Annotated in this window: 20 protein-coding genes, 1 pseudogene and 1 riboswitch; of the genes and pseudogenes, 15 read left to right on the forward strand and 6 right to left on the reverse strand. The window is 73.1% G+C overall.

The annotated features are described in order from the left end of the window. From metK to ligD, 7 genes are all read left to right on the forward strand, one after another. Window positions 1–720 (forward strand): methionine adenosyltransferase (metK, locus tag AAG827_RS18415; protein WP_341927675.1); only part of this gene is annotated, 720 nt, incomplete at its 5' end. Window positions 721–929: 209 nt separating this feature from the next. Then, window positions 930–2,966: a primosomal protein N' gene (locus AAG827_RS18420; RefSeq protein WP_341927676.1), complete on the forward strand. Its 2,037-nt coding sequence runs from the start codon at window positions 930–932 to the stop codon at window positions 2,964–2,966. 25 nt (window positions 2,967–2,991) lie between these two features. Then, on the forward strand, window positions 2,992–3,537 hold the full coding sequence (gene def, locus AAG827_RS18425; RefSeq protein ID WP_341927677.1) for a peptide deformylase: 546 nt from the start codon (window positions 2,992–2,994) through the stop codon (window positions 3,535–3,537). Continuing rightward, window positions 3,537–4,463, forward strand: a complete 927-nt coding sequence (gene fmt / locus AAG827_RS18430; RefSeq protein ID WP_341927678.1) for a methionyl-tRNA formyltransferase — start codon at window positions 3,537–3,539, stop codon at window positions 4,461–4,463. The genes def and fmt overlap by 1 nt, the downstream gene beginning before the upstream one ends. Window positions 4,464–4,497: 34 nt before the next feature. Beyond that, the gene (locus AAG827_RS18435; RefSeq protein ID WP_341927679.1) at window positions 4,498–4,911 is read left to right on the forward strand and encodes an MmcQ/YjbR family DNA-binding protein; all 414 of its coding nucleotides are present in this window, start codon (window positions 4,498–4,500) and stop codon (window positions 4,909–4,911) included. Beyond that, window positions 4,904–6,310, forward strand: a complete 1,407-nt coding sequence (locus tag AAG827_RS18440) for a transcription antitermination factor NusB (RefSeq protein ID WP_341927680.1) — start codon at window positions 4,904–4,906, stop codon at window positions 6,308–6,310. The genes AAG827_RS18435 and AAG827_RS18440 overlap by 8 nt, the downstream gene beginning before the upstream one ends. Before the next feature lie 3 nt (window positions 6,311–6,313). Continuing rightward, window positions 6,314–7,288 carry a non-homologous end-joining DNA ligase gene (gene ligD / locus AAG827_RS18445; protein ID WP_341927681.1) on the forward strand — a complete coding sequence of 325 codons (975 nt, stop codon included), beginning with the start codon at window positions 6,314–6,316 and terminating at the stop codon, window positions 7,286–7,288. 6 nt (window positions 7,289–7,294) lie between these two features. On the opposite strand, the gene ggt is transcribed toward ligD, so the two are convergent. After that, entirely contained in the window at window positions 7,295–9,193 is a 1,899-nt protein-coding gene (ggt, locus tag AAG827_RS18450; protein ID WP_341927682.1) for a gamma-glutamyltransferase, read from the reverse strand. A 99-nt stretch (window positions 9,194–9,292) separates the two neighbouring features. On the opposite strand from ggt, the gene rpe reads away from it, so the two are divergent. The 5 genes from rpe (at window position 9,293) to ribH (ending at window position 13,800) form a co-directional block, all read left to right on the forward strand. Further along, window positions 9,293–9,955, forward strand: coding sequence for a ribulose-phosphate 3-epimerase (gene rpe / locus AAG827_RS18455; RefSeq protein WP_341927683.1), 663 nt, complete (start codon window positions 9,293–9,295; stop codon window positions 9,953–9,955). Window positions 9,956–10,105: 150 nt separating this feature from the next. Continuing rightward, a riboswitch (FMN riboswitch) is annotated at window positions 10,106–10,235 on the forward strand. An 81-nt stretch (window positions 10,236–10,316) separates the two neighbouring features. After that, the gene (gene ribD, locus AAG827_RS18460) at window positions 10,317–11,417 is read left to right on the forward strand and encodes a bifunctional diaminohydroxyphosphoribosylaminopyrimidine deaminase/5-amino-6-(5-phosphoribosylamino)uracil reductase RibD (protein WP_341927684.1); all 1,101 of its coding nucleotides are present in this window, start codon (window positions 10,317–10,319) and stop codon (window positions 11,415–11,417) included. Continuing rightward, complete coding sequence (locus tag AAG827_RS18465; protein WP_341927685.1) at window positions 11,418–12,035, forward strand: riboflavin synthase; 618 nt, start codon at window positions 11,418–11,420, stop codon at window positions 12,033–12,035. It begins immediately after the preceding gene. Then, window positions 12,032–13,315 (forward strand): bifunctional 3,4-dihydroxy-2-butanone-4-phosphate synthase/GTP cyclohydrolase II, encoded by a 1,284-nt coding sequence (locus AAG827_RS18470; protein WP_341927686.1) that lies wholly within the window; start codon window positions 12,032–12,034, stop codon window positions 13,313–13,315. Before AAG827_RS18465 ends, AAG827_RS18470 begins: the two co-directional genes overlap by 4 nt. Further along, window positions 13,312–13,800, forward strand: coding sequence for a 6,7-dimethyl-8-ribityllumazine synthase (ribH, locus tag AAG827_RS18475; protein WP_341927687.1), 489 nt, complete (start codon window positions 13,312–13,314; stop codon window positions 13,798–13,800). The genes AAG827_RS18470 and ribH overlap by 4 nt, the downstream gene beginning before the upstream one ends. Here ribH and AAG827_RS18480 read toward each other — a convergent pair. Continuing rightward, entirely contained in the window at window positions 13,788–15,995 is a 2,208-nt protein-coding gene (locus tag AAG827_RS18480) for a molybdopterin-dependent oxidoreductase (protein ID WP_341927688.1), read from the reverse strand. The genes ribH and AAG827_RS18480 overlap by 13 nt on opposite strands. Window positions 15,996–16,033: 38 nt before the next feature. Here AAG827_RS18480 and AAG827_RS18485 point away from each other — a divergent pair, with 38 nt between their 5' ends. Genes AAG827_RS18485 through AAG827_RS18495 form a run of 3 tightly spaced genes read left to right on the forward strand, consistent with a single transcriptional unit; the run spans window position 16,034 to window position 17,646 of the window. Then, on the forward strand, window positions 16,034–16,300 hold the full coding sequence (locus tag AAG827_RS18485; protein ID WP_341927693.1) for a phosphoribosyl-ATP diphosphatase: 267 nt from the start codon (window positions 16,034–16,036) through the stop codon (window positions 16,298–16,300). Between the two features lie 49 nt (window positions 16,301–16,349). After that, complete coding sequence (gene hisG / locus AAG827_RS18490) at window positions 16,350–17,192, forward strand: ATP phosphoribosyltransferase (RefSeq protein ID WP_341927694.1); 843 nt, start codon at window positions 16,350–16,352, stop codon at window positions 17,190–17,192. Continuing rightward, entirely contained in the window at window positions 17,176–17,646 is a 471-nt protein-coding gene (locus tag AAG827_RS18495) for a PH domain-containing protein (protein ID WP_341927689.1), read from the forward strand. Before hisG ends, AAG827_RS18495 begins: the two co-directional genes overlap by 17 nt. Here AAG827_RS18495 and AAG827_RS18500 read toward each other — a convergent pair. The 4 genes and pseudogenes from AAG827_RS18500 to AAG827_RS18515 form a co-directional block, all read right to left on the reverse strand. Then, window positions 17,611–18,534 carry an aldose 1-epimerase family protein gene (locus tag AAG827_RS18500; RefSeq protein WP_341927690.1) on the reverse strand — a complete coding sequence of 308 codons (924 nt, stop codon included), beginning with the start codon at window positions 18,532–18,534 and terminating at the stop codon, window positions 17,611–17,613. The genes AAG827_RS18495 and AAG827_RS18500 overlap by 36 nt on opposite strands. A gap of 178 nt (window positions 18,535–18,712) precedes the next feature. Next, window positions 18,713–20,446, reverse strand: a complete 1,734-nt coding sequence (locus AAG827_RS18505; protein WP_341927691.1) for a sulfatase — start codon at window positions 20,444–20,446, stop codon at window positions 18,713–18,715. Window positions 20,447–20,455: 9 nt separating this feature from the next. Beyond that, window positions 20,456–21,076 (reverse strand): 4-amino-4-deoxy-L-arabinose transferase, encoded by a 621-nt coding sequence (locus tag AAG827_RS18510; protein ID WP_341927692.1) that lies wholly within the window; start codon window positions 21,074–21,076, stop codon window positions 20,456–20,458. Continuing rightward, a pseudogene (locus AAG827_RS18515) lies at window positions 21,054–21,656 on the reverse strand (amino acid deaminase/aldolase); the annotation flags it as partial. The gene AAG827_RS18510 and the pseudogene AAG827_RS18515, both read right to left, overlap by 23 nt.

Raw genomic sequence — 21,656 nt, forward strand, 5'->3', positions numbered from 1 at the left:
CTCTCCGAGGTCCGCAAGGACGGGACGATGTCCTACCTGCGCCCCGACGGCAAGACCCAGGTCACCATCGAGTACGACGCCGACAACACCCCCGTGCGCATCGACACCGTCGTGCTCTCCTCGCAGCACGCCGAGGAGGTCGAGCTCGACACCCTCGAGGCCGACGTCAAGAAGCACGTCATCGACCACGTGCTCGAGACCTTCGACATCCCCTCCGAGGGCTACCGCCTGCTGGTCAACCCGACCGGTCGCTTCGTCGTCGGTGGGCCCATGGGCGACGCCGGCCTGACCGGCCGCAAGATCATCGTCGACACCTACGGCGGCATGGCCCGCCACGGTGGCGGCGCGTTCTCCGGCAAGGACCCCTCGAAGGTCGACCGCTCGGCCGCCTACGCCATGCGCTGGGTCGCCAAGAACGTCGTCGCCGCGGGCCTGGCCCGTCGCTGCGAGGCCCAGGTCGCCTACGCCATCGGCAAGGCCCAGCCCGTCGGTGTCTTCATCGAGACCTTCGGCACCGGCACCGTCCCGGACGAGAAGATCCAGGCGGCCGTGCTCGAGGTCTTCGACCTGCGCCCAGCCGCGATCATCCGCGACCTCGACCTGCTCCGCCCGATCTACGCCAAGACTGCGGCCTACGGCCACTTCGGTCGCGAGCTCCCCGAGTTCACCTGGGAGCGCACCGACCGCGCCGACGCCCTCAAGGCCGCCGTCGCCGGCTGAGTCACCCTGCTCGACACGTTCGGCCCGGCCGCGGGAGACCGCGGTCGGGCCGTTCGTCGTCCGGGCCCTCCTCGCTGGTCGAGACCTTCCCTGTTCGGTGGTCGAGCCCGACGAGCGTCAGCGAGGAGGCGTCGAGACCCGGTGAGCCGAGAAGCAGCCCGAGGACACGGCGTACGACACCGTCGGCGGGCGCTGGTAGACATCTGCCCATGACCGGACCGGAGGAGCAGCCCGAGCTGATCCCCGGCATGGTGCGGGCGAGCGTCAAGGCGTCCCAGGCCAAGGCCCGGGCGACGAAGGCACGCAAGGCGGCCGAGGCCGCGGTGGCCACGCACGACCCCGTCGCCCGGGTGCTCGTCGACGTGCCGTTGGCCCACCTCGACCGGACCTTCGACTACGCCGTGCCGGAGGCGATGGACGCCGGCGTCCGACCGGGCGTGCGGGTCAAGGTGCGCTTCGCCGGGCAGGACCTCGACGGCTACGTCGTCGAGCGCGCCGCGACCTCAGACCATCCCGGCACCCTCGCTCCGCTGCGGCGCCTCGTGAGCGACGAGCCGGTGCTCAGCCCGGCGATCGCCGCGCTGGCCGACGACCTGGCCGAGCGCTACGCCGGCACCCGCTCCGACGTGCTGCGCCTGGCGGTGCCGCCGCGCCATGCCACCGCCGAGAAGGAGCCGTCCGAGCCGGCGCCCCCGGTGCCTGCACCGCCGCCAGCACCGGCCGGCTGGGACGACCACCCGCACGCTGCCGCGTTCCTCACGCACCTGCGTGCGGGTGGAGCGCCCCGAGCGGTGTGGGGCGCCGCGCCGGGGGCCGACTGGCCCGCCCTGGTCGCCCACGCCGCAGCCGAGACCTACGCCGGTGGTCGGGGGGTGCTGGTCTGCGTGCCCGACGGCAAGGACGTCGCCCGGCTGGACCGTGCGCTCACCGAGCGCCTCGGCCCTGGTCACCACGTCGCGCTGACCGCTGGGCGAGGCCCCGCGGCGCGCTATCGCGAGTTCCTCGCGATCAGCCGGGGGGCTCGCCGCATCGTCGTCGGCACCCGCGGGGCGGCCTTCGCCCCCGTCCACGACCTCGGCCTGATCGTGCTCTGGGACGATGGCGACGACCTGCACGCCGAGCCACGCGCGCCCTACCCCCACGTCCGAGAGACGCTCCTGCTCCGCGCGGAGCGGGAGGGCGCGGCGGTCCTCCTCGGTGGCTTCGCGCGCAGCGTGGAGGCCTCCTACCTGCTGCGCTCGGGCTGGGCCCACGAGCTCGCCCCGAGCCGCGAGGCACTGCGCCGCGCGGTCACCGTGACCGTCGCCGGCGCGACGGAGTGGGAGCTCGAGCGCGACCCCGCAGCCCGGTCGAGCAGGATGCCGCGCCAGGTGCACGAGGTGGTGGGGCGCGCCCTCGGGCAGGGACCGGTCCTGGTGCAGACACCCCGCCTCGGCTACGTCACCGCTCTCGCCTGCGAGCGCTGTCGCACCCCCGCGCGCTGCACCACCTGCCAAGGCCCTCTCGTGCTGAGCGGTCCCACCCTGCCCCCGGCCTGTCGCTGGTGCGGCACCGCCGACCCGGCCTGGTCCTGCGGCGAGTGTGGCCACCGCGGCCTGCGCGCCCCGGTGCTCGGCGACGCCCGCACCGCCGAGGAGCTCGGCCGGGCCTTCCCGGGAGCCCGCGTGCTGACCTCGTCGGGTGAGCGGGTCCTCGCCGAGGTCGACGACAGTCACAGCATCGTGGTGGCGACCCCGGGCGCCGAGCCGGTCGCCCCCTCCGGCTACGCCGCCGTCGTCCTGCTCGACACCTGGCTGCTGCTGGGACGCACCGACCTCCGCACGGACGAGGAGGCGCTGCGTCGCTGGTGCAACGCGGTCGCCCTGGTGCGCCCCGGGGGTCAGGCGGTGGTGGTCGGCGACCCGGCTCACGCGGCGCTCCAGGCCCTGGTGCGGTGGGACCCGGGCGGTTTCGCCGAGCGGGAGTCGACCCAGCGTCAGGAGGCACACCTGCCGCCCGCGTCGCGCCTCGCCACGATCATCGGTGAGCCCGGAGCGGTCGACGACGCCGTGACCCTCCTGGCGACGCCCGACGCCGCCGAGGTGCTGGGCCCGGTCGACCTCGGCGACGAGGAGAGCCGCGTCGTCGTCCGCGTCCCGCGCGCCCAGGGGACGGCGCTGTCGGCGGCGCTGGGCGAGCTCCAGCGGGTGCGCTCAGCACGCAAGCTCGACGCCGTGCGCATCCAGGTCGACCCCGTCAGCCTCTGACCCACCCGCTCCCTAGACTGGTGCCATGCCCATCCAGCCGATCCGTCTCTTCGGCGACCCCGTGCTGCGCAAGCCCGCGCTCGAGGTCGTCGACTTCGACAAGGAGCTGCGCAAGCTGGTCGAGGACCTCACCGACACCATGCTCGACGCCCCCGGCGCAGGCCTGGCCGCGCCCCAGATCGGGGTCGGGCTCCGCGCCTTCACGTGGTACGTCGACGGCGAGGTCGGCCACCTCATCAACCCGCGCCTCGAGCTGTCGACCGAGCTGCAGGAAGGCCTCGAGGGCTGCCTGTCGCTCCCCGAGCTGACCTATGAGTGCCAGCGGGCGATGTCGGTCGTGGCCCACGGCTTCGACATGCACGGGGAGCCGGTGACCATCCAGGGCTCCGACCTGCTCGCCCGGGCGATCCAGCACGAGACCGACCACCTCGACGGGGTGCTCTTCATCGACCGCCTCGACACCGCGGCCCGCAAGGCGGCGATGAAGGAGATCCGCGAGTCGGAGTGGTTCGGCCTGGAGCGGCCCACCGTCAAGCTCAGCCCCCACGCGACCCGAGGGCTGGGGATCTGATGCGGCTCGTCTTCGCCGGCACCCCCGAGGTCGCCGTCCCCGCTCTCGATGCCCTTCTCGGCTCCGACCACGAGGTCGTCGGCGTGGTCACCCGTCCGGACGCACCGTCCGGCCGTGGACGCAAGCTGGTCGCCAGCCCCGTCGCCCAGCGCGCCGAGGAGCTCGGGCTGCCGGTCCTCAAGCCGACCCATCCCCGCGAGCCGGACTTCCAGGCCGAGCTGCGCGCGCTCGAGCCCGACTGCTGCCCGGTGGTCGCCTACGGCGCCCTCCTGCCGCAGTCGGCGCTCGACATCCCGCCGCACGGCTGGGTCAACCTGCACTTCTCCTGCCTGCCGGCCTGGCGCGGCGCGGCCCCCGTCCAGCACTCGATCTGGGCCGGCGACGAGGTCACCGGCGCCACGACCTTCCGGATCGTCAAGGAGCTCGATGCCGGGCCGACCTTCGGGGTCATGACCGAGCGCATCCGCGACGAGGACACCGCCGGTGACCTGCTCGCCCGGCTCGCCGAGGGCGGCGCCGGCCTGCTGGTCGCCACCATCGACGGCCTGGCCGACGGCTCGATCGTCGCCCGAGAGCAGCCGGAGGACGGCGTCTCCTTCGCCCCCAAGATCAACGTCGACGACGCCCGCATCGACTGGACGATGGCCGGTCACCTCATCGACCGCCAGGTCCGTGCCTGCACGCCGGCCCCCGGCGCCTGGTCCCTCTTCGAGGGCGAGCGCATCAAGATCGGTCGCGTCACGGTGGTCGACGAGCAGGTGCCGGTCGGTGTCATCGACGTGCGCAAGAACCACGTCCTGGTCGGCACCGGCACCTACGCCGTCCTCCTCGGGGAGGTCAAGGCTTTCGGCAAGAAGCAGATGGCGGCGGCCGACTGGGCCCGCGGGGCGCGTCTCGAGTCGGGCGCGAGGCTAGGTGAAGCGTGACCGCGGCGTCACGGCTTCCCCTAGGTTGGCGCCCATGAGCCGCCCGGCGAGACCCGACGACATCGCCGAGATCTGCCTCGCCCTGCCCGAGGTCGAGCTCGGCACCTCCTGGGGCGACCGGCCGACGTACAAGGTGCCACGGGGCGAGAAGGGCAAGGGGTTCCTGCTCTATCGCGCCCCGGGCAGGACCGCGATCGACCCCGCGACCGGCGAGCCCTTCGACGACCTGCTGGTCATCACCACCCCGACCGAGGCGGAGAAGCAGGCGCTGGTCGACGACCCCGACCTGCCGTTCTTCACGATCGACCACTTCCGCGGTTACTCCGCCGTGCTCGTCCAGCAGTCGCGGCTGGGGGAGATCAGCCGTGACGAGCTCGCCGAGATCATCACCGAGGCCTGGGCGGCCAAGGCACCCAAGCGCCTCGCGCGGGAGCACCTCGATGGCTGACCCGGCGCCGCGGAGGGCCAAGCCGCCAGCTCCTCGTCGACCGGTCTCCGGCAAGGCGGCCGCACGCCAGGAGATCGACCCGGCCCGTCAGGCTGCCTACGAGGTGCTCAAGGCGGTGCGCGTCGACGGCGCCTACGCCAACCTCGTCCTGCCGGCGGTCATCCGTCACTTCGGGCTCGACGCCCGCGACGCGGCGTTCGCCACCGAGCTGGCCTCCGGCACGTTGCGCCGCCGCGGGACCTACGACGCGATCATCGCCGCGTGCGCCGACCGGTCGCTGCGCAAGATCGAGGAGAAGGTGCTCGACGCCCTGCGCCTGGGCACCCACCAGCTGCTCTCGATGCGGGTGCCCGACCACGCCGCGATCAGCACGTCGGTCAACCTCGTGCGCACGAAGGGCACGTCGGGCGCCGGCAACTTCGCCAACGCCGTGCTGCGCAAGGTCGCCGAGCACGACCTGGAGGAGTGGATCACCCGCGTCGCACCCGGCAAGCCGCCCAGCCGCTATGCCGAGGTCGCCTTCAGCCACCCCGTGTGGATCGTCGACGAGCTGCGCAAGGCCGTCGGGGAGGGCGAGCTGCACGCCGTGCTGGCCGCCGACAACGAGCCGCCGCGGGTGACCCTCGTGGCGCGCCCGGGTCGGGCCACCGTCGAGGAGCTGCCCGGCGAGCCCACGCTCTACTCGCCCTACGGGGTGGTGCTCGAGGGCGGCGACCCCGGCGCCGTACCCGCCGTGAAGGACGGTCGGGCAGGAGTGCAGGACGAGGGCTCCCAGCTGGTCGCGGCGGCGCTGGCCGCGGCCCAGGTCGAGGGCCCCGACGAGCGGTGGCTGGACCTGTGCGCCGGCCCCGGCGGCAAGGCGGCGCTGCTCGCCGCCCTCGCGGGCGAGCGTGGCGCCGAGCTTCTCGCCGTCGAGCGCCAGCAGCACCGCGCCAAGCTCGTCGCGCGGTCGCTGGCCGGGTCACCCGGGGTGCTCGGCATCCTCACGGCCGACGGCACGGCACCCCCGCTGCGGGCCGGCAGCTTCGACCGGGTCCTGGTCGACGCCCCCTGCACGGGCCTGGGCGCGCTGCGTCGTCGGCCGGAGGCTCGCTGGCGGCGCAAGCCCGACGACCTCTTCACCCTGGTGCTGCTGCAACGCCAGCTGCTCACCTCCGCCCTGGCGCTCACGCGCACCGGGGGAGTGGTCCTCTATGCCACCTGCTCGCCGGTCACCGCCGAGACCGACGACGTCGTCAGCTCGGTGCTCCAGGGCCGCGAGGACGTGGTCCTCGAAGACGCTCGCGCCCTGCTCCCGCAGGTGCCCGACTGCGAGGGCCGGCTCCCGGGGACCGTCCAGCTGTGGCCGCACCGTCACGGCACCGACGCGATGTTCATGGCGCTCTTCCGTAAGGTCTGACCCATGGCCGCCGGGAAGTCCTCCTCGCCCGCCCTCGAGGTCGAGGTGGACGACCGGGTGATCCGCGTGAGCAACCCCGACCGGGTCTACTTCCCGGCGTCGGGCGCCACCAAGGCCGACCTGGTGGACTACTACCTCGCGGTCGGTCCCGGCATCGTCAACGCGCTCTTCGAGCGGCCCACCATGCTGCACCGTTTCCCGAAGGGCCTTGCCGGCGACAAGGTGCACCAGAAGCGCATCCCCCCGGGTGCGCCGCCCTGGGTCGAGACCGTGCAGCTGCACTTCCCCCGGTGGAACCGCACCGCCGACGAGCTCTGCGTCACCGAGCTCGGGGCGGTGATCTGGGCGGTGCAGATGTCGACGGTGGAGTTCCACCCGTGGAACAGCCGTCGTGAGGACCCCGAGAGCCCCGACGAGTGGCGCATCGACCTCGACCCGGGCCCGGAGTCCGACTTCGCCCAGGTGCGCCGGGTCACGCACGTCGCCCACGAGGTGCTCGACGAGCTCGGCGCGGTCGGCTACCCCAAGACCAGCGGCGGCTCCGGTCTCCACGTCTACGTCCGGATCCGCCCCGACCACGGCCACAAGGCCGTCCGCCGAGCCGCGCTCGCCTTCGCGCGCGAGGTCGAGCGCCGGGCCGCCGACGACGTGACCACGACCTGGTGGCGCAAGGACCGCGACCCCCGCAAGCTCTTCGTCGACTACAACCAGAACGCTCGTGACCACACGATCGCGGCTGCCTACTCCGTGCGCGGCGTGCCCGACGCCCGCGTCTCCACGCCGATCCGCTGGGACGAGGTCGACGACGTCGACCCCCGCGACTGCACGATCTTCACCGTGCCCGACCGGTTCGCCGAGCTGGGCGACCTGCACGCGGGGATCGACGGCGACGTGTTCGACATCGCACCGCTGCTGGAGTGGGCCGACCGCGACGAGCGCGCCGGGCAGGAGACGCCCGACGAGCCCGACGCGACCTAGCCGCGGCTAGCGCGCCGGCCGCACGACGTACGCCGCGCCCCCGCCGCGTCGTACGGGCTCGGCGACCGCGACCACCCGGCCCTTGCGGCCGAAGCGGATCGCCGTGGCAGCGCCGATGTCGGAGGCGCTGGTCAACCCGTCGCCCGAGGGCACCAGGTCGTGGCCGTAGACGTCCTCGAGGATCGTGCCGTAGGCCGCGATGAACGCCGGCTCGGCGGTGACCGTGGCGGTGTTGCGCTGGGACGCGCGCGGCGCTGCGATGGCCTCGGGCAGGCTCATGCCGAGGTCGAGGTGGTTGACCAGCATCTGCAGCACCGTGGTGATGATCGTGGAGCCACCGGGGGAGCCGAGCGCGAGGAACGGCCTGCCGTCCTTGAGCACGATCGTCGGCGACATCGACGAGCGCGGGCGCTTGCCGGGCTGGATGCGGTTGGGGTCGGCGGGATCGAAGACGGTCGTGAAGTCGGTCAGCTCGTTGTTGAGCAGGAAGCCCTTGCCGGGCACGACGATGCCCGAGCCGCCGGTCTGCTCGATGGTCAGCGTGTATTCCACGACGTCGCCCCACCGGTCGGTGACGGTGAGGTTGGTGGTCGAGATGTTCTCGGTGTCCTCGGCCGGCTCCGTCGTGGCCGCGGTCGCCCCGCAGGTGCCGTCGTAGTCGTCGACGTCACCGGGCTCGGTCGGCTTGGCCATGGCGGTGTCGCCGATCTGGCAGGCACGCTCGGCGGCGAACCGGTCGGCCAGCAGGTCGCGCAGCGGCACGTCGACGTACGCCGGGTCCCCGACGTGGGCGCCGCGGTCGGCGAAGGCGAGGGCACTGGCCTCGAGGTAGCGGTGCAGCGCGTCCGGCTCGTCCGTCGCGGAGAGGTCGGAGCCCTCGAGGATGTTGAGCGCCTCGCCGACCGTCGAGCCGCCGCTGGAGGACGGGGCCATCCCGAAGACGGTGTAGCCGCGGTAGCTCGACCGGGTCGGCGCCTGGGCGCGGAGCCGGTAGTCGCGCAGGTCGCGCACGGTCAGGAAGCCGGGAGGCACGGGCAGCGTGGTGCTGCTGCTCGTGGGCGGGTCCTGCACGGTGCGGGCGATCAGGCGGGCGAGGGGGCCGGTGTAGAACGCCGCCCTCGTGCCGCGGCGGCCGATGGCGGTGAGGGTGTCGGCCAGGTCCGGGTTGCGGAAGGTCGAGCCGACCGCGGGTGCCTTGCCGCCCGGGAGGAAGAGACGCCGGGTCGCGGGGAAGGCCGAGAAGCGCTCGCGGTTGTCCTCGGTCTGCTGGCGGAAGGTGTCGTCGACGACGAATCCCTTGCGGGCCAGGGCGATCGAGGGCTGGAGCGCCTGACTGAGCGACCGGGTCCCCCAGCGGCGCAACGCCGTCTCCCAGGTCGCGGGCGTGCCGGGGGTGCCGACCGAGACACCGCTGGTGACGAGGTCGGGGGTGAAGGGGTAGGGCTCGCCGGTCTCGGGGTCGATGAAGGCGTCGGTGGGCATCCGTCCAGGCGCGGTCTCGCGACCGTCGAGCGTCTGCACCGTGCCGGTCCGGGCGTCGTAGTGGACGAAGTAGCCGCCACCACCGATGCCGGCGCTGTAGGGCTCCGTGACGCCGAGCGCCGAGGCCATCGCGACCGCGGCGTCTGTGGCGTTGCCGCCATTCTTGAGCACGGTGAGGCCGACGCGACTCGCGTAGGGGTCGACGCTCGACACCGCGCCTCCGTAGCCGGTGCTGGTCGCGGTCTTCGGGGGTGCGGCGATCGGCTTGGCTTCGGCTGCTGCCGCGGGTGCCGCGGGTGCCGCGGGTGCCGCGGTGGGCGCGGTGGGCGTGGCCGTGGCGGCGGTGCCGCCGGGTGCCAGGACGAGGCCCCCGGCGAGGGCCAGCCCGAGGGCGGCGACGAGTGGTCTGGGCGTGCGTGACATGGAGGTGCCTCCCGAGAGACGAGGTGGTGGCGGTGTGCTGCCGGTCCCCACCCTGGGCGATCGCATGCAGTCCTGTCGAGGGCCCTAGGATCAGCGCTCGTGGGTATCCAGATCACGCCGAGCATCCTCAACGCCGACTTCGCCCAGCTGGGTGCGGAGGTCGCACGCATCGGCAGCGCCGACTGGGTGCACGTCGACGTCATGGACAACCACTTCGTGCCCAACCTGACCTTCGGGCCGACGATGGTCGAGGCGCTCGCCCGCTCGACCGACATCCCCCTCGACGCGCACCTGATGATCGAGGACGCCGACCGCAACGCCGTGACCTACGTCGAGGCCGGCTGTGGGTCGGTCACCTTCCACGTGGAGGCGACCGCGGCCCCGGTGCGCCTGGCCCGGGAGATCCGCGCCGCCGGCGCCCGCGCCAGCATGGCACTGCGCCCCGCGACCCCGATCGAGCCCTACGAGGACCTGCTCCCCGAGCTCGACATGCTGCTGATCATGACCGTCGAGCCCGGCTTCGGCGGCCAGAAGTTCCTCGACCTCTGCCTGCCCAAGATCCGCCGTGCCCGGGCCATGATGGACAAGCACGGCATCGAGACCTGGCTCCAGGTGGACGGCGGCGTCTCGCTCGAGACCATCGAGCGCTGCGCCGAGGCCGGCGCCGACGTCTTCGTCGCCGGCTCCGCGGTCTACTCCGCAGCCGACCCCGACCGGATGGTCGCCGACCTGCGCGCCGCCGCCGAGGCCGCCACCGCCTAGACGCCGAGTCGGCGCAATGGTGCAACGCGCCGGGCCTGCACCATCGCGCCGACTCGGCCGTGGCGTCCGGGAGCGGTGAGACGCCTCACATGGACACCCCTCGGTCAGGCCGCGGCGGCTGTGGCATCCTGAGCCTGACGAGTTCTCAACTCGCGTGCTCTGGGGTCGGTGCAATTCCGAGCCGGCGGTGAAAGTCCGCGACCCGGTCACCGCCAGTGACCGGTTGATCAGGTGCAACTCCTGGACCGACGGTGAAAGTCCGGATGGGAAGCGCACGCAGATGACGTCGACGCACGCCGATGACGGCTGCGCCACGTCATCGTTGCCCCGGAGTCCGCGACCGGACACGAGGGGCAACCTCATGAGCTTCACCCCAGCCGAGCAGGCCGCGATGACGCGCGCCCTCGTGCTGGCCGCGACCCCGGGCGTCCCGATGGTCGCCGACACGCGCCGCGTCGGCTGCGTGCTGCTGGCCGACGACGGCGCCACGGTCGCCGAGGGGCACCACCGCGGCCCCGGCACGCTCCACGCCGAGGCCGACGCGCTGGCCCGGGCGGGCGAGGCGGCCCGCGGCACGACCGCCGTGGTCACCCTCGAGCCCTGCAACCACACCGGCCGCACCGGTCCGTGCACCGAGGCCCTCGTCGCCGCCGGCGTACGACGAGTGGTCTATGCCGAGTCCGACGTCAACCCGGTCGCCGCGGGAGGCCGCGCCCGACTGGAGTCCGCCGGCATCGAGGTCGAGGCGGGCCTGATGGCCACCGAGGCCGACGCCCTCGCCGCGGTCTACCGACTCGCCCAGCACGTGCAGCGGCCCTTCGTCACCTGGAAGTTCGCCACGACGCTCGACGGGCGCAGCGCGGCCGCCGACGGCACCAGCCGCTGGGTGTCGAGTCCCGCGGCGCGCCGTGACACCCACCGACTCCGGGCTCTGTGCGACACCATGCTGGTCGGCGCCCACACCGTGGCGGTCGACGACCCCCTCCTGACCGTGCGCGACGAGCACGACCGCCCGCTCGAGCGGGCGCGCCAGCCGCTGCGCGCCGTCATGGGGGAGCGCGACCTCGACCCGGGGCGTCGGGTGTTCAACGCCGACGCCGAGACCGTCCACCTGCGCACCCGCGACCCCCACCAGGCGCTCGCCGAGCTCTTCGCCCGCGACCGTCAGCACGTCTTCCTCGAGGGCGGGCCGACGCTGGCCGCGGCGTTCCTGCAGGCAGGACTGGTGGACGAGATCGTGGTCTACGTCGCGCCGATGCTCCTGGGGGCCGGCACCAGTGCGATCGCCGACCTCGGCATCACCACCATCGCCGAGGCGTTCCGCCCGCAGGTCACCGACGTGACCGTCCTCGATCCCAGCCCCGCCGACGGTGCAGCCGGCGAGCAGCCCAACATCCGCCTCACCCTGCGGCCCGCGATGCCAGCGATGCCCGCACGACTGCACCAGCAGAAGGAGCACTGAATGTTCACCGGAATCGTCGAGGAGCTCGGCACCGTCGCCGCGGTCGAGGACCAGGGGGACGCGATCCGTCTCACCGTCCGGGCCAGCACGGTCCTGAGCGACGCCGGCCTGGGCGACTCGATCGCCGTCAACGGCTGCTGCCTCACCGTCGTCACCCACGACGGCGTGCAGTGGACCGCCGACGTCATGCAGGAGACGCTCGACAAGACCAGCCTGCAGGGCGTCAAGCCCGGAGACCGGGTCAACCTGGAGCGCGCGGTCACGGCCGAGAAGCGTCTGGGGGGCCACATCGTGCAGGGGCACGTCGACGGTGTGGGCCACGTCGTACGCCGCAGCCCCAGCGAGCACTGGGAGGTCGTCGAGATCTCGATGCCGCCCGAGCTGGGCCGCTACCTCGTCGACAAGGGCTCGATCACCGTCGACGGCGTCAGCCTGACGGTCGTCGAGGCCCACGACACCACGTTCACCGTCAGCCTCATCCCCGAGACGCTGGCGCGCACCACCCTCGGGTCCCGACAGCCGGGAGACCGGGTCAACCTCGAGGTCGACATCATCGCCAAGCACGTCGAGAAGCTCGTCCGTGCCTACACGCAGGACGCCACCAAGGAGCAGTCATGACCGACGCGAGCACGTCCCACGACCGGGTGCGCCTCGACTCCATCGAGCGCGCCATCGCCGACATCGCGGCGGGCAAGGCCGTCGTCGTGGTCGACGACGAGACCCGAGAGAACGAGGGCGACATCATCTTCGCCGCCAGCAAGGCGACGCCGGAGCTGATGGCGTTCACGATCCGCTACTCCAGCGGCGTCATCTGCGTGCCGATGCCAGCCGACATGCTCGACCGCCTCGAGATCCCGCTGATGACCCCGCACAACAAGGACAAGCTGCGCACCGCCTACACGATCTCGGTCGACGCCCGCGACGGTGTCAGCACCGGCATCTCGGCGGCCGACCGCGCCCACACCGCGCGCGTCCTCGCCGACTCGGCTACCGAGCCGTGGGAGATCACCCGCCCCGGCCACGTCTTCCCCCTGCGCTACCGCGAGGGCGGCGTCCTCGTACGCCGTGGCCACACCGAGGCGGCCGTCGACCTGGCCATGCTGGCCGGCCTGACCCCCGCCGGGGTGCTGGTCGAGGTCGTCAACGACGACGGCACGATGAAGCGCGCTCCGGAGCTGCGGGCGTTCGCCGACGAGCACGACCTCGCGATGATCTCGATCGACGACCTGGTCCGCTACCGCCGCCGCCACGAGAACCTCGTCGAGCGGGTCGCCGAGACCCGGCTGCCGACCCGCCACGGCGACTTCACGGCCTTCGGCTACCGCATCACCGTCGACGGCAGCGAGCACATCGCGCTCGTCTACGGCGACGTCGCCGGCTCCGATCCGGTGCTGACCCGGGTGCACTCCGAGTGCCTCACCGGTGACGTCTTCGGCAGCGCGCGCTGCGACTGCGGCCCCCAGCTCGACGAGGCGCTGGAGCGCATCGTGGAGGAGGGGCGCGGCGTGGTGGTCTACCTGCGCGGCCACGAGGGGCGGGGGATCGGCCTGGTGGCCAAGCTCCAGGCCTACCAGCTCCAGGACGGCGGCCGCGACACCGTGGACGCCAACCTCGACCTGGGGCTGCCGGCCGACGCACGCCACTACGGCACCGCCACCCAGGTCCTGCGCGACCTCGGCATCGAGAGCGTGCGGCTGCTCACCAACAACCCCGAGAAGGTCAGCAACCTCGAGGACTTCGGCATCCGCGTCGCCGAGCGGGTCCCCCTGACCCCGCACCCCAACGACCACAACCTGGCCTACCTGCTGACCAAGCGGGACCGCATGGGCCACCACCTGCCCGACCTGGACGAGCCGCTGCTCGACGGGGCGGGTCTCGACGAAGGAGCTGTGCGATGAGCGGCCACGGAGCACCCGACCAGGCACCTGTCGACTGCCACGACCTGCGGGTCGCCGTGGTCGCCGCGAGCTGGCACACGGTCGTGATGGACGGGCTCATCGCCGGGGCGGAGCGGGCGCTGAAGGCCCACCGGGTCGAGGCGCCGGTCGTCGTGCGCGTGCCTGGCACCTTCGAGCTGCCCGTCGTGGCCTCGGCGCTCGCCGCGCAGGGCTACGACGCGGTGGTGGCGCTCGGCGTCGTCATCCGCGGCGGCACCCCGCACTTCGACTACGTGTGCACCGCGGCCACCGACGGGCTGACCCGGGTCGCGCTGGACCACACGACGGCCGTCGGGTTCGGCGTGCTCACCTGCGACACCGAGCAGCAGGCCCTGGACCGCGCCGGGCTCGAGGGCTCGGTCGAGGACAAGGGCTGGGAAGCCACGGCGGCCGCCCTGCTCACCGCGCAGACCATCAAGCGGGTCAAGCGCGGCTACGAGGCCTGAGCCACCCGCACCCTCGTCGCGTTCACCGCGGCGTTGCCCGACAGGGCGTCGACGAGGGTGCTGTCGGTCAGCAGGTTGACGTTGACGCCCGGGCGGGCGCTCGCGGTGCTCCACCGCGAGCCGTCGGCGTCGTGGCCCCAGCCGTGCGGGATGCTCACGACGCCGGGACGCACCTCGTCGCTCACCTCGAGCGGCAGCCGGATGCTGCCGACGCGCGAGGTGACCTCGACGACGTCGCCGGTGCCCAGCGCGCGCGCGGCCGCGTCGTCGGGGTGCATCAGCGCCGTGCAGCGCTCCGCGCCCTTGACCATCGCCGGCACGTTGTGAAGCCAGGAGTTGTTGCTGCGCAGGTGACGGCGCCCGATCAGCTGCAGGTCGAAGCCGTCCGCCTCCGGCTCGGGCCGTACGCCGGACGGTGCCGGCGGCAGTGCCTCCGCCAGCGCGTCGAGCAGCTCGGCAGGAGCGAGGTGGACCGTGCGGTCCTTCGTGCGCAGGATCGCGGGCAGCCGGGGCTCGAGGGGACCCAGGTCGACACCACCGGGCGTCGACCGGACCCGTCGCGCGGTGAGCCCGCGTCGACCGCGCGGGAGGCGCGACCCACGGGCCCGGCTGAAGGGACCCTGCGGTCCGACCAGGATCAGCAGCGACGTGACCTGGTGCGCGTCGACGACGCGCAGCACCCGCCGCACGACCCGGCGCAGCAGGCCGGAGCCCGGGCCGGACAGCTGCTCGGCAGCCAGGCCGAGCAGGATGTCCCAGTCCTCCAGGGCGTCCGGAGCAGGCTCGATCGCGCGCGGTGACCAGCGCGCGTTGTTGCGCACGCTGAACGCCGGGAAGACCACGTCCAGCTCGGAGCGCTCGAGCTGGCTGATCGGGGGCAGCACCAGGTCGGCCAGCCGCGAGGTCTCGGTGAGGTAGAGGTCGACGCAGACCAGGAAGTCCAGCCCCTGCAGGGCCTCGTGCACGGCCCGGCCGTCCGGAGCCGACAGCGCCGGGTTGCCCGACGCGACGACGAGGGCGCGCACGCGACCGGGGCCCGGACGCGTCAGCTCGTCGGCCATCGCGGCGACCGGCAGCTCGCCGTTGAGGTCGGGCAGCCCGGCCCCGCGGCTGCGGTAGGTGCCGTGCGAGGAGGAGCCCCACAGCAGCCGCAGCACCCGCCCGAGGTCGACCGGGGGCGTCGTGAACATCGCGCCGCCGGTGCGGTCCAGGTTGCCGGTCACCACGTTGAGCACGTTGATCAGCCAGTGGGTCACCGTGCCGGTCGTGTGGTGGCACACCCCCAGCCGTCCGTAGGCGACCGCGCTGCGGGCGAGCGCGAAGTCGCGGGCCAGCCGCTCGATGGTCGCCGCGTCGACACCGCACTCCGCGGCGGCCCGCTCGGGCGTGCGGTCGGCGACCACCCGTCGTACGTCGTCGAGGCCGGAGGCCCACGCCGGCACCCGGTCGAGGCCGTCGCGGAAGACCACGTGCAGCATCGCCAGCAGCAGGTGCGGGTCGCCGCCGGGCTTGATCGCGACGTGCTCGGAGGCCAGCCGGGCGGTCTCGGTGCGCCGGGGATCGACGACGACCACACGGCCGCCGCGCGCCACCACGTCCTTCACTCGTCGCCGGGCGTCGGGCATGGTCGTGATGGAGCCGTTGGAGACCGCCGGGTTGGCGCCGAGCACCAGGAGGTGGTCGGTGTGGTCGATGTCCATGATCGGCAGGATCGTGTGGTCGCCGAACATCAGCTCCGAGGCGAGGTACTGCGGGAACTGGTCGATCGACGCCGCCGAGAAGACGTTGCGGCTGCGCAGCACCTTCTTGAGGCCCTCGATCGCGAAGACCGCGGTCGAGTGGGCCGTCGGGTTGCCGAAGTAGGCGCCCACGGCGTCGCGCCCGTGCTCGCGGCGTACGGCGCGAAGCCGTCGGCCGGCGAGGTCGAACGCCTCGGCCCAGCCGATCTCCTCGAAGCTGTCACCCACCCGGCGCAGGGGGGTGCGCAGCCGCTCGGGGTCGTCGTGCAGGGCCTTGAGCGCGGTGCCCTTGGGGCAGACGTAGCCGCGGCTCAGGACGTCGTCGGGATCGCCCTCGATCCGCAGCACCTCGTCGCCCTGCACGGTGACGCGGATGCCGCAGTGCGCCTCGCAGAGGGGGCACTGGCGCTGGACGACCGTGGGCTGGGCCACAGGCCCCGGGGTGATGGTGGACACGATGGCGAGGCTAGCGGCTCGCCCCCGTAGGCTTGCCGATCGTGAAGACGTTCGACGAGCTGTGGGCCGAGCTGAGCGAGAAGGCCCGGACCCGCCCTGAAGGCTCCGGCACCGTGCGCGAGCTCGACGCCGGTGTGCACACCATCGGGAAGAAGCTGGTCGAGGAGGCCGCCGAGTCCTGGATGGCCGCCGAGCACGAGGGCAAGCATCGGGCCGCGGAGGAGATCAGCCAGCTGCTCTACCACGCGCAGGTGCTCATGCTCGCCCTCGACCTCGACCTCGACGACGTCTACACCCACCTCTGAGGAGGACCCCTTGTCCGACCCCACCAGCTCCGGTCCCAGCGGCGCCCGCCTGCTGCGCGTCGCCGTCCCCAACAAGGGATCGCTGTCGCAGTCTGCCTCCGACATCCTGCGCGAGTCGGGCTACCGCCAGCGCACGGACTCCAAGGAGCTCACGCTCATCGACGCCGAGAACGGCGTGGAGTTCTTCTACCTCCGCCCGCGCGACATCGCGCTCTACGTCGGCGAAGGCACCCTCGACGTCGGCATCACCGGTCGTGACCTGCTCCGCGACTCCGGCGCCAAGGCCGACGAGGCGCTCCAGCTCGGCTTCGGCCGCAGCACCTTCCGCTTCGCCGGTCCCGCCGGGGCCTTCACCGACCTCGCCCAGCTCGCGGGCACCCGCATCGCGACGTCCTACGTCGGCGTGGTCCGGGCCTTCCTCGAGGAGCGGGGGATCGACGCGACCGTCACCCGCCTCGACGGCGCCGTCGAGACCAGCATCCAGCTCGGGGTCGCCGACGTCATCGCCGACGTCGTCGAGACCGGCAGCACGCTGCGCCAGGCCGGCCTCGAGACCTTCGGCGACCCGATCCTCCAGTCCGAGGCCGTGCTGATCACCCGCACCGGCGACGTCCCGTCCGGCTTCGAGATCTTCAAGCGCCGCGTCGACGGCGTGCTGGTGGCCCGCAGCTACGTGATGATGGACTACGACATCGAGGAGCGCCACGTCACCGAGGCTGTCGCCCTGACGCCCGGCATCGAGGGCCCCACGATCTCCCCGCTGCATCGCGAGGGCTGGGTCGCCGTGCGGGCCATGGTCCCGCGCGCCGGCGCCCAGCGCCTGATGGACGAGCTCTGGGGCATCGGCGCCCGCGGCATCCTCACGACGGACATCCATGCCTGCCGCCTCTGAGTCGGGGACCGTCCCGCTGCCGCGCACCTGGCGCCCGGCGGGCCCTCGGATCGCCGGCATCGCGGCCTTCGGGGCGCTGGTGGTCGTGATCCTCTTCCTCTGGCTGAGCTTCGACGACGAGACCCGGGCCTCGGTCACGCCGTTCCAGCGCGGCACCGTGCTCGGGCTCGGCCTGCTCGGGTTCGTCGCCATCTACGCGGTCGTGCGCTCGCGCGCCGTCGCGCAGGACGACGGCCTCGTGGTGGTCAACGGCTACCGCCGTCACCACTACGCCTGGGCCGAGATCATCGCCGTGCGGCTGCCCCCGGGGGCGCCGTGGGTGACGCTCGACCTGGCCGACGGCACCACGGTCTCCGTGCTCGCCATCCAGGGCTCCGACGGTCGGCGCGCCCGCATCGCCGTGGGTGAGCTGCGCGCGCTAGTCGACGGCGCGCACCCCCCACGAGACCGATAGCTGGTCGCCGGGCTCGCCCGCGGGTGCCAGCGTGACGAGGTCCTCGCCCGAGCGGAAGGCGTCGACACCGGCGCTCATCGGCTCCACGGCGATCGAGCGACGCTCCAGGCCCGCCACGTCGTCCGCGGTGTAGAGCAGCAGCCACCGCACGTGCTCGTCGACCCACAGCGCCACGCCGCGGCCGCTCGCCGGGTCGCGCACCAGCGTGGTCGCGATGCCCCGACGGTCGCGGGCGAGGTCGGTGAAGGTGTCGTTGAGCTCCACACGTCGCAGCGGCCGCGCCACGCGGAAGTCGTACGCCGTGCCCTCCACCGCCTCCCGGCCCACGGGCAGCAGCCGCTCGTCCGTGAGCGTGCGGGTGTCGGCGGGCAGCGTGAGCTCCCAGGTGTCGACCGGCCCCGGGCCGACGCTGAGGTAGGGGTGGGCGCCGCACGCGTAGGGCGCCGGCGCGGGGCCGGTGTTGGTCGCGGTCTGGGTGACCGTGAGGCCGTCCGCGGACAGGTCGTAGGTGACGTGCAGGTCGAGGGTCCACGGATAGCCGCTCTGCGCCATCAACCGGTACTGCAGCGACACCGAGTGCCCCGTGTGCTCCTCGACGCTCCACGCCACCCAGCGCGCCAGGCCGTGGGAGGCGTTGCCCCGCTTGGGCTCGGTCAGCGCCAGCTGGTGCTCGGTGCCGCCGAAGGAGTAGCGGCCGTCCCGGATCCGGTTGGGCCAGGGCATCAGCAGCTGCCCGCGCCCGCCGTAGGACATCTCGTCCTCGCCGAAGCCGTCCACGAGCGACCACTCGGCGTACGTCAGGGAGCGCAGCGCCGCCCCGCTCTCGGTGACCACCGCGCGATAGCCGCCGCCGCTGATCTCGAACTGCTCGCCGCTGGGTGGGATCACCGGCCAACCCTAGGGCGCCGAGCCGGCGCGATGTTGTCGGGCGTACGCCGAGTCGGCGCGATGTTGCAGGGGACAGCCGGCGAGGGCGCCGAGCCGGCTGCGGGCTTCGCCCACGCGACAACATTGCGCCGACTCGGCGACCGGGTGCGCCATCGCCCCCCGGGCGGTCGGGCAGGAGTCAGAAGCCGTAGACCCGGGTGACCTTCCGCCAGTAGGCGCGCGTCATGGCGGCCGACTGCCGCGGGGTGGCGCGCAACGACGCGGGCAGCCGCACCCGACAGGTGTCGCCGGCGCAGCTGCGGGTGCGCCACCAGGTCCGGTAGAGGTCCTGCTCGACGGCGCGGTAGGCCCGTCGGCCGTGCACGTTCTGCAGCTGGAGCGGGTCGCGGACCAGGTCGTAGAGCTCGTGCTCGCCGGTGCGGTTGCGGATGTAGGAGTAGCGCGCGGTGCGCACCCCGATGGACGTGCGCGGACCGGAGAAACCGGGGGAGCGGACCCCGCGGCCCTCGGTGCCGGTGGCCTCGTCGACGACGGGCGTGACCCAGCCCCGGTCGCCGCGACGCATCGTCGTCAGCCGCGACGTCCCGTCGGCCCGACGCGGCGGGTGCGCGTTGCCGAGGTCGAGGATCGTGGCGGACACGTCGATGGTGGTGATCGGGTCGAAACGGTCGGCCTGGCGCCGCATCCCCGGGCCGGTGACGACGAAGGGCACCCGCAGCGACGGCTCGTGGGCGCGGACCTTGCCGCTGCGCCGACGGTGCTCGCCGAGGAAGTAGCCATTGTCGGAGGTGAACATGAAGACGGTGTCTCGCCACTCCCCGGAGCGCTTGAGCTCCTGGACCAGCCGGCCGATCTGCTGGTCCATGACGTAGACCGCCTCGGCGCGCTGCCGCGTCAAGGTGCGTACGGCGGCACGCTCGCGCGGGCTGAGCTCCGGCTGGATCCGGAAGGATCGCGGCTTGTCGGAGATGTCGCGCTCGCTCGGACCGCCACCGCGGGGGAGTCCGGCGGCGCGGTCGATCAGCCCGTCGAAGCGGCCGCGCACGGATCGTGGCCGGGCCGGGGTGCGCACGTCCTGGGGGCGCCCCCGCGCGTCGGTGAGGAAGCGGGGCGGGTCGTCGGGCTCGGTCGGCCCGCCGAAGTGGGGGGCGACGTAGTTGACGTAGAGGAAGAACGGCTGGGCGCGACGGCTGAACGAGCGCGCCATCTCCACCGAGAAGTTGCCGATCACGAACGAGCTGTACTTGCCGCGGTGCGACTCGTCGACGCGACCGTTCACGTTGAAGGGTGTGTCCATGTAGTCGTAGGTGCTGCCGCGGACGCTGGGCACGCCGGGGTCGATCGAGGCCCGCCAGTCGGTCCACCCGCGGGGCACATAGCGGAAGGACGGGCGGCCGCTGACCCGCGAGCGAGCGGGCCCGTAGCGGTTGAGGTACTTGCCGACGAACCCCGTCGTGTAGCCGGTGTCGCGCAGCGAGGTCGCGAGCGTCCGCGAGTCGTCGAACGCGCCGTAGCCGTAGGGATCCTCGTGCGAGAACACCCGATGGTTGTGCGCGTACTGCCCCGTGAGGAACGACGCGCGCGCCGGGCAGCACAGCGGGTAGGGGGAGAAGGAGTTCTGGAAGGTCAGGCCGTGCTTGACCACGCTGGCCCGCAGCGACGGCATGAAACGCAGCTCGTCGACGCGCATGTCGTCGGCCATCACGACGACGATGTTGGGCTTGCGACGCCGTTCCTGCGCCGCGGCACCCGGATCAGCCGAGCCGACCGGCGCCGCCGTGCGGCCGGGCACCAGGTCGTCGGCGCTCATCGGCGCGGTCGCCGGGCCCGGGAGCAGCAGGGCAGCGGTCACCAGGACGACACCGACCACACCGGCCAGCACCGCCCGCGACGACCTGGACCGGGGGAGCACGCTCACAACCTAGGTGACGCTTCCCGAGGGATCGTGGTTCGCGGCCGGGGCGTCGGTCACACGGGGAGCCTCGACCCCGGTGCCGTCCACGACCAGGTCGGCACGCTCCCGGGTGCGGTCCCGGGCGAAGTGCTGCGCCTCGTCGAGAATCCAGCGACGCCACTCCTCCTCGAGGCGTACGCCGTCGCGCGCGACGCCGCGGGTCAGGCGCAGGTCAGCCGGTGCCTCGACCCACACCAGCACCGTGCAGAGCGCCGCGCGGGCGGCCGAGCCGGAGCCGACGCCCTCCAGGACCAGCAGCGGGGACGGCGCGACCGCGAGCGTCTCGACGTACTCCTCGGCGACCCAGTCGAAGCGCCGGTAGCTGCCCGGACGCCCCGCGGCGAGCGGGTCGAGGATCGTCGCGAGCTGGTCGGTCACCCGGGGCAGGCCGCCCCAGCCGTCGTAGAGGTCGTCCATGTGCACCACCCGGCTGCCGGTCAGTGCTGCGACGGCGCCGGCGAGCGTGGTCTTGCCCGACCCTGCCGGGCCGTCGACGCACAGCAACCGCCCGGCCCCCAGGGTCGCTGGGCGCGAGCCGAGCAGGTCGACGACGACCTGGGCGACGTCAGAAGGCGAGACCGTGGCCACGGTAGGACCGCACCTCGTCGACGAAGGCCTCGCCACTGAGCAGCTGGACCGTCGTCGTGTGCTCGAAGAGCTCGCCGGACTTGGCGTGGCGGAACCACACGAGGTCGCCGATGGCGAGCAACCCCGCGGCATTGCCGGTGAGCGGGGTCTGCACCTCGCCGGCCCCCTCGAGCCCCGTCAGGTGCAGGCCCGCCGGTGCCCACGGGGTCGGGAGGCGGTCGGCCCCCGCGGCTCCGGAGGCAACGAGCCCGCCGCCGTGGACGGTGGCGATGTCGGGCGAGGGCCGCCGCACGACGGGCACGCCGAAGAAGGCGGCCGGGCGCGGCTCGAAGGACTGGTAGTGGTCGAAGAGCGTCGGAACCAGCAGGCCGGAGCCGGCCGCGACCTCGGTGACGACGGGATCGGCGACAGTGGCCTCGACCGAGCCGGAGCCACCGGCGTTCCAGAGCTCGAGGTCCACAACCTCGCGAAGTGCATCGGCGATCTCGCGGCGCCGGACGGTGAGCTGGGTCAGCGACATCGACTTGAGCCGGCGCACGACCATCGACCGCGCCCGCGCGGTGGGCACGTCGTCGGGCAC

Origin of the sequence: Nocardioides psychrotolerans (assembly GCF_943371775.1) — a bacterium.
In the GTDB taxonomy this organism is placed as follows: domain Bacteria; phylum Actinomycetota; class Actinomycetes; order Propionibacteriales; family Nocardioidaceae; genus Nocardioides; species Nocardioides psychrotolerans_A.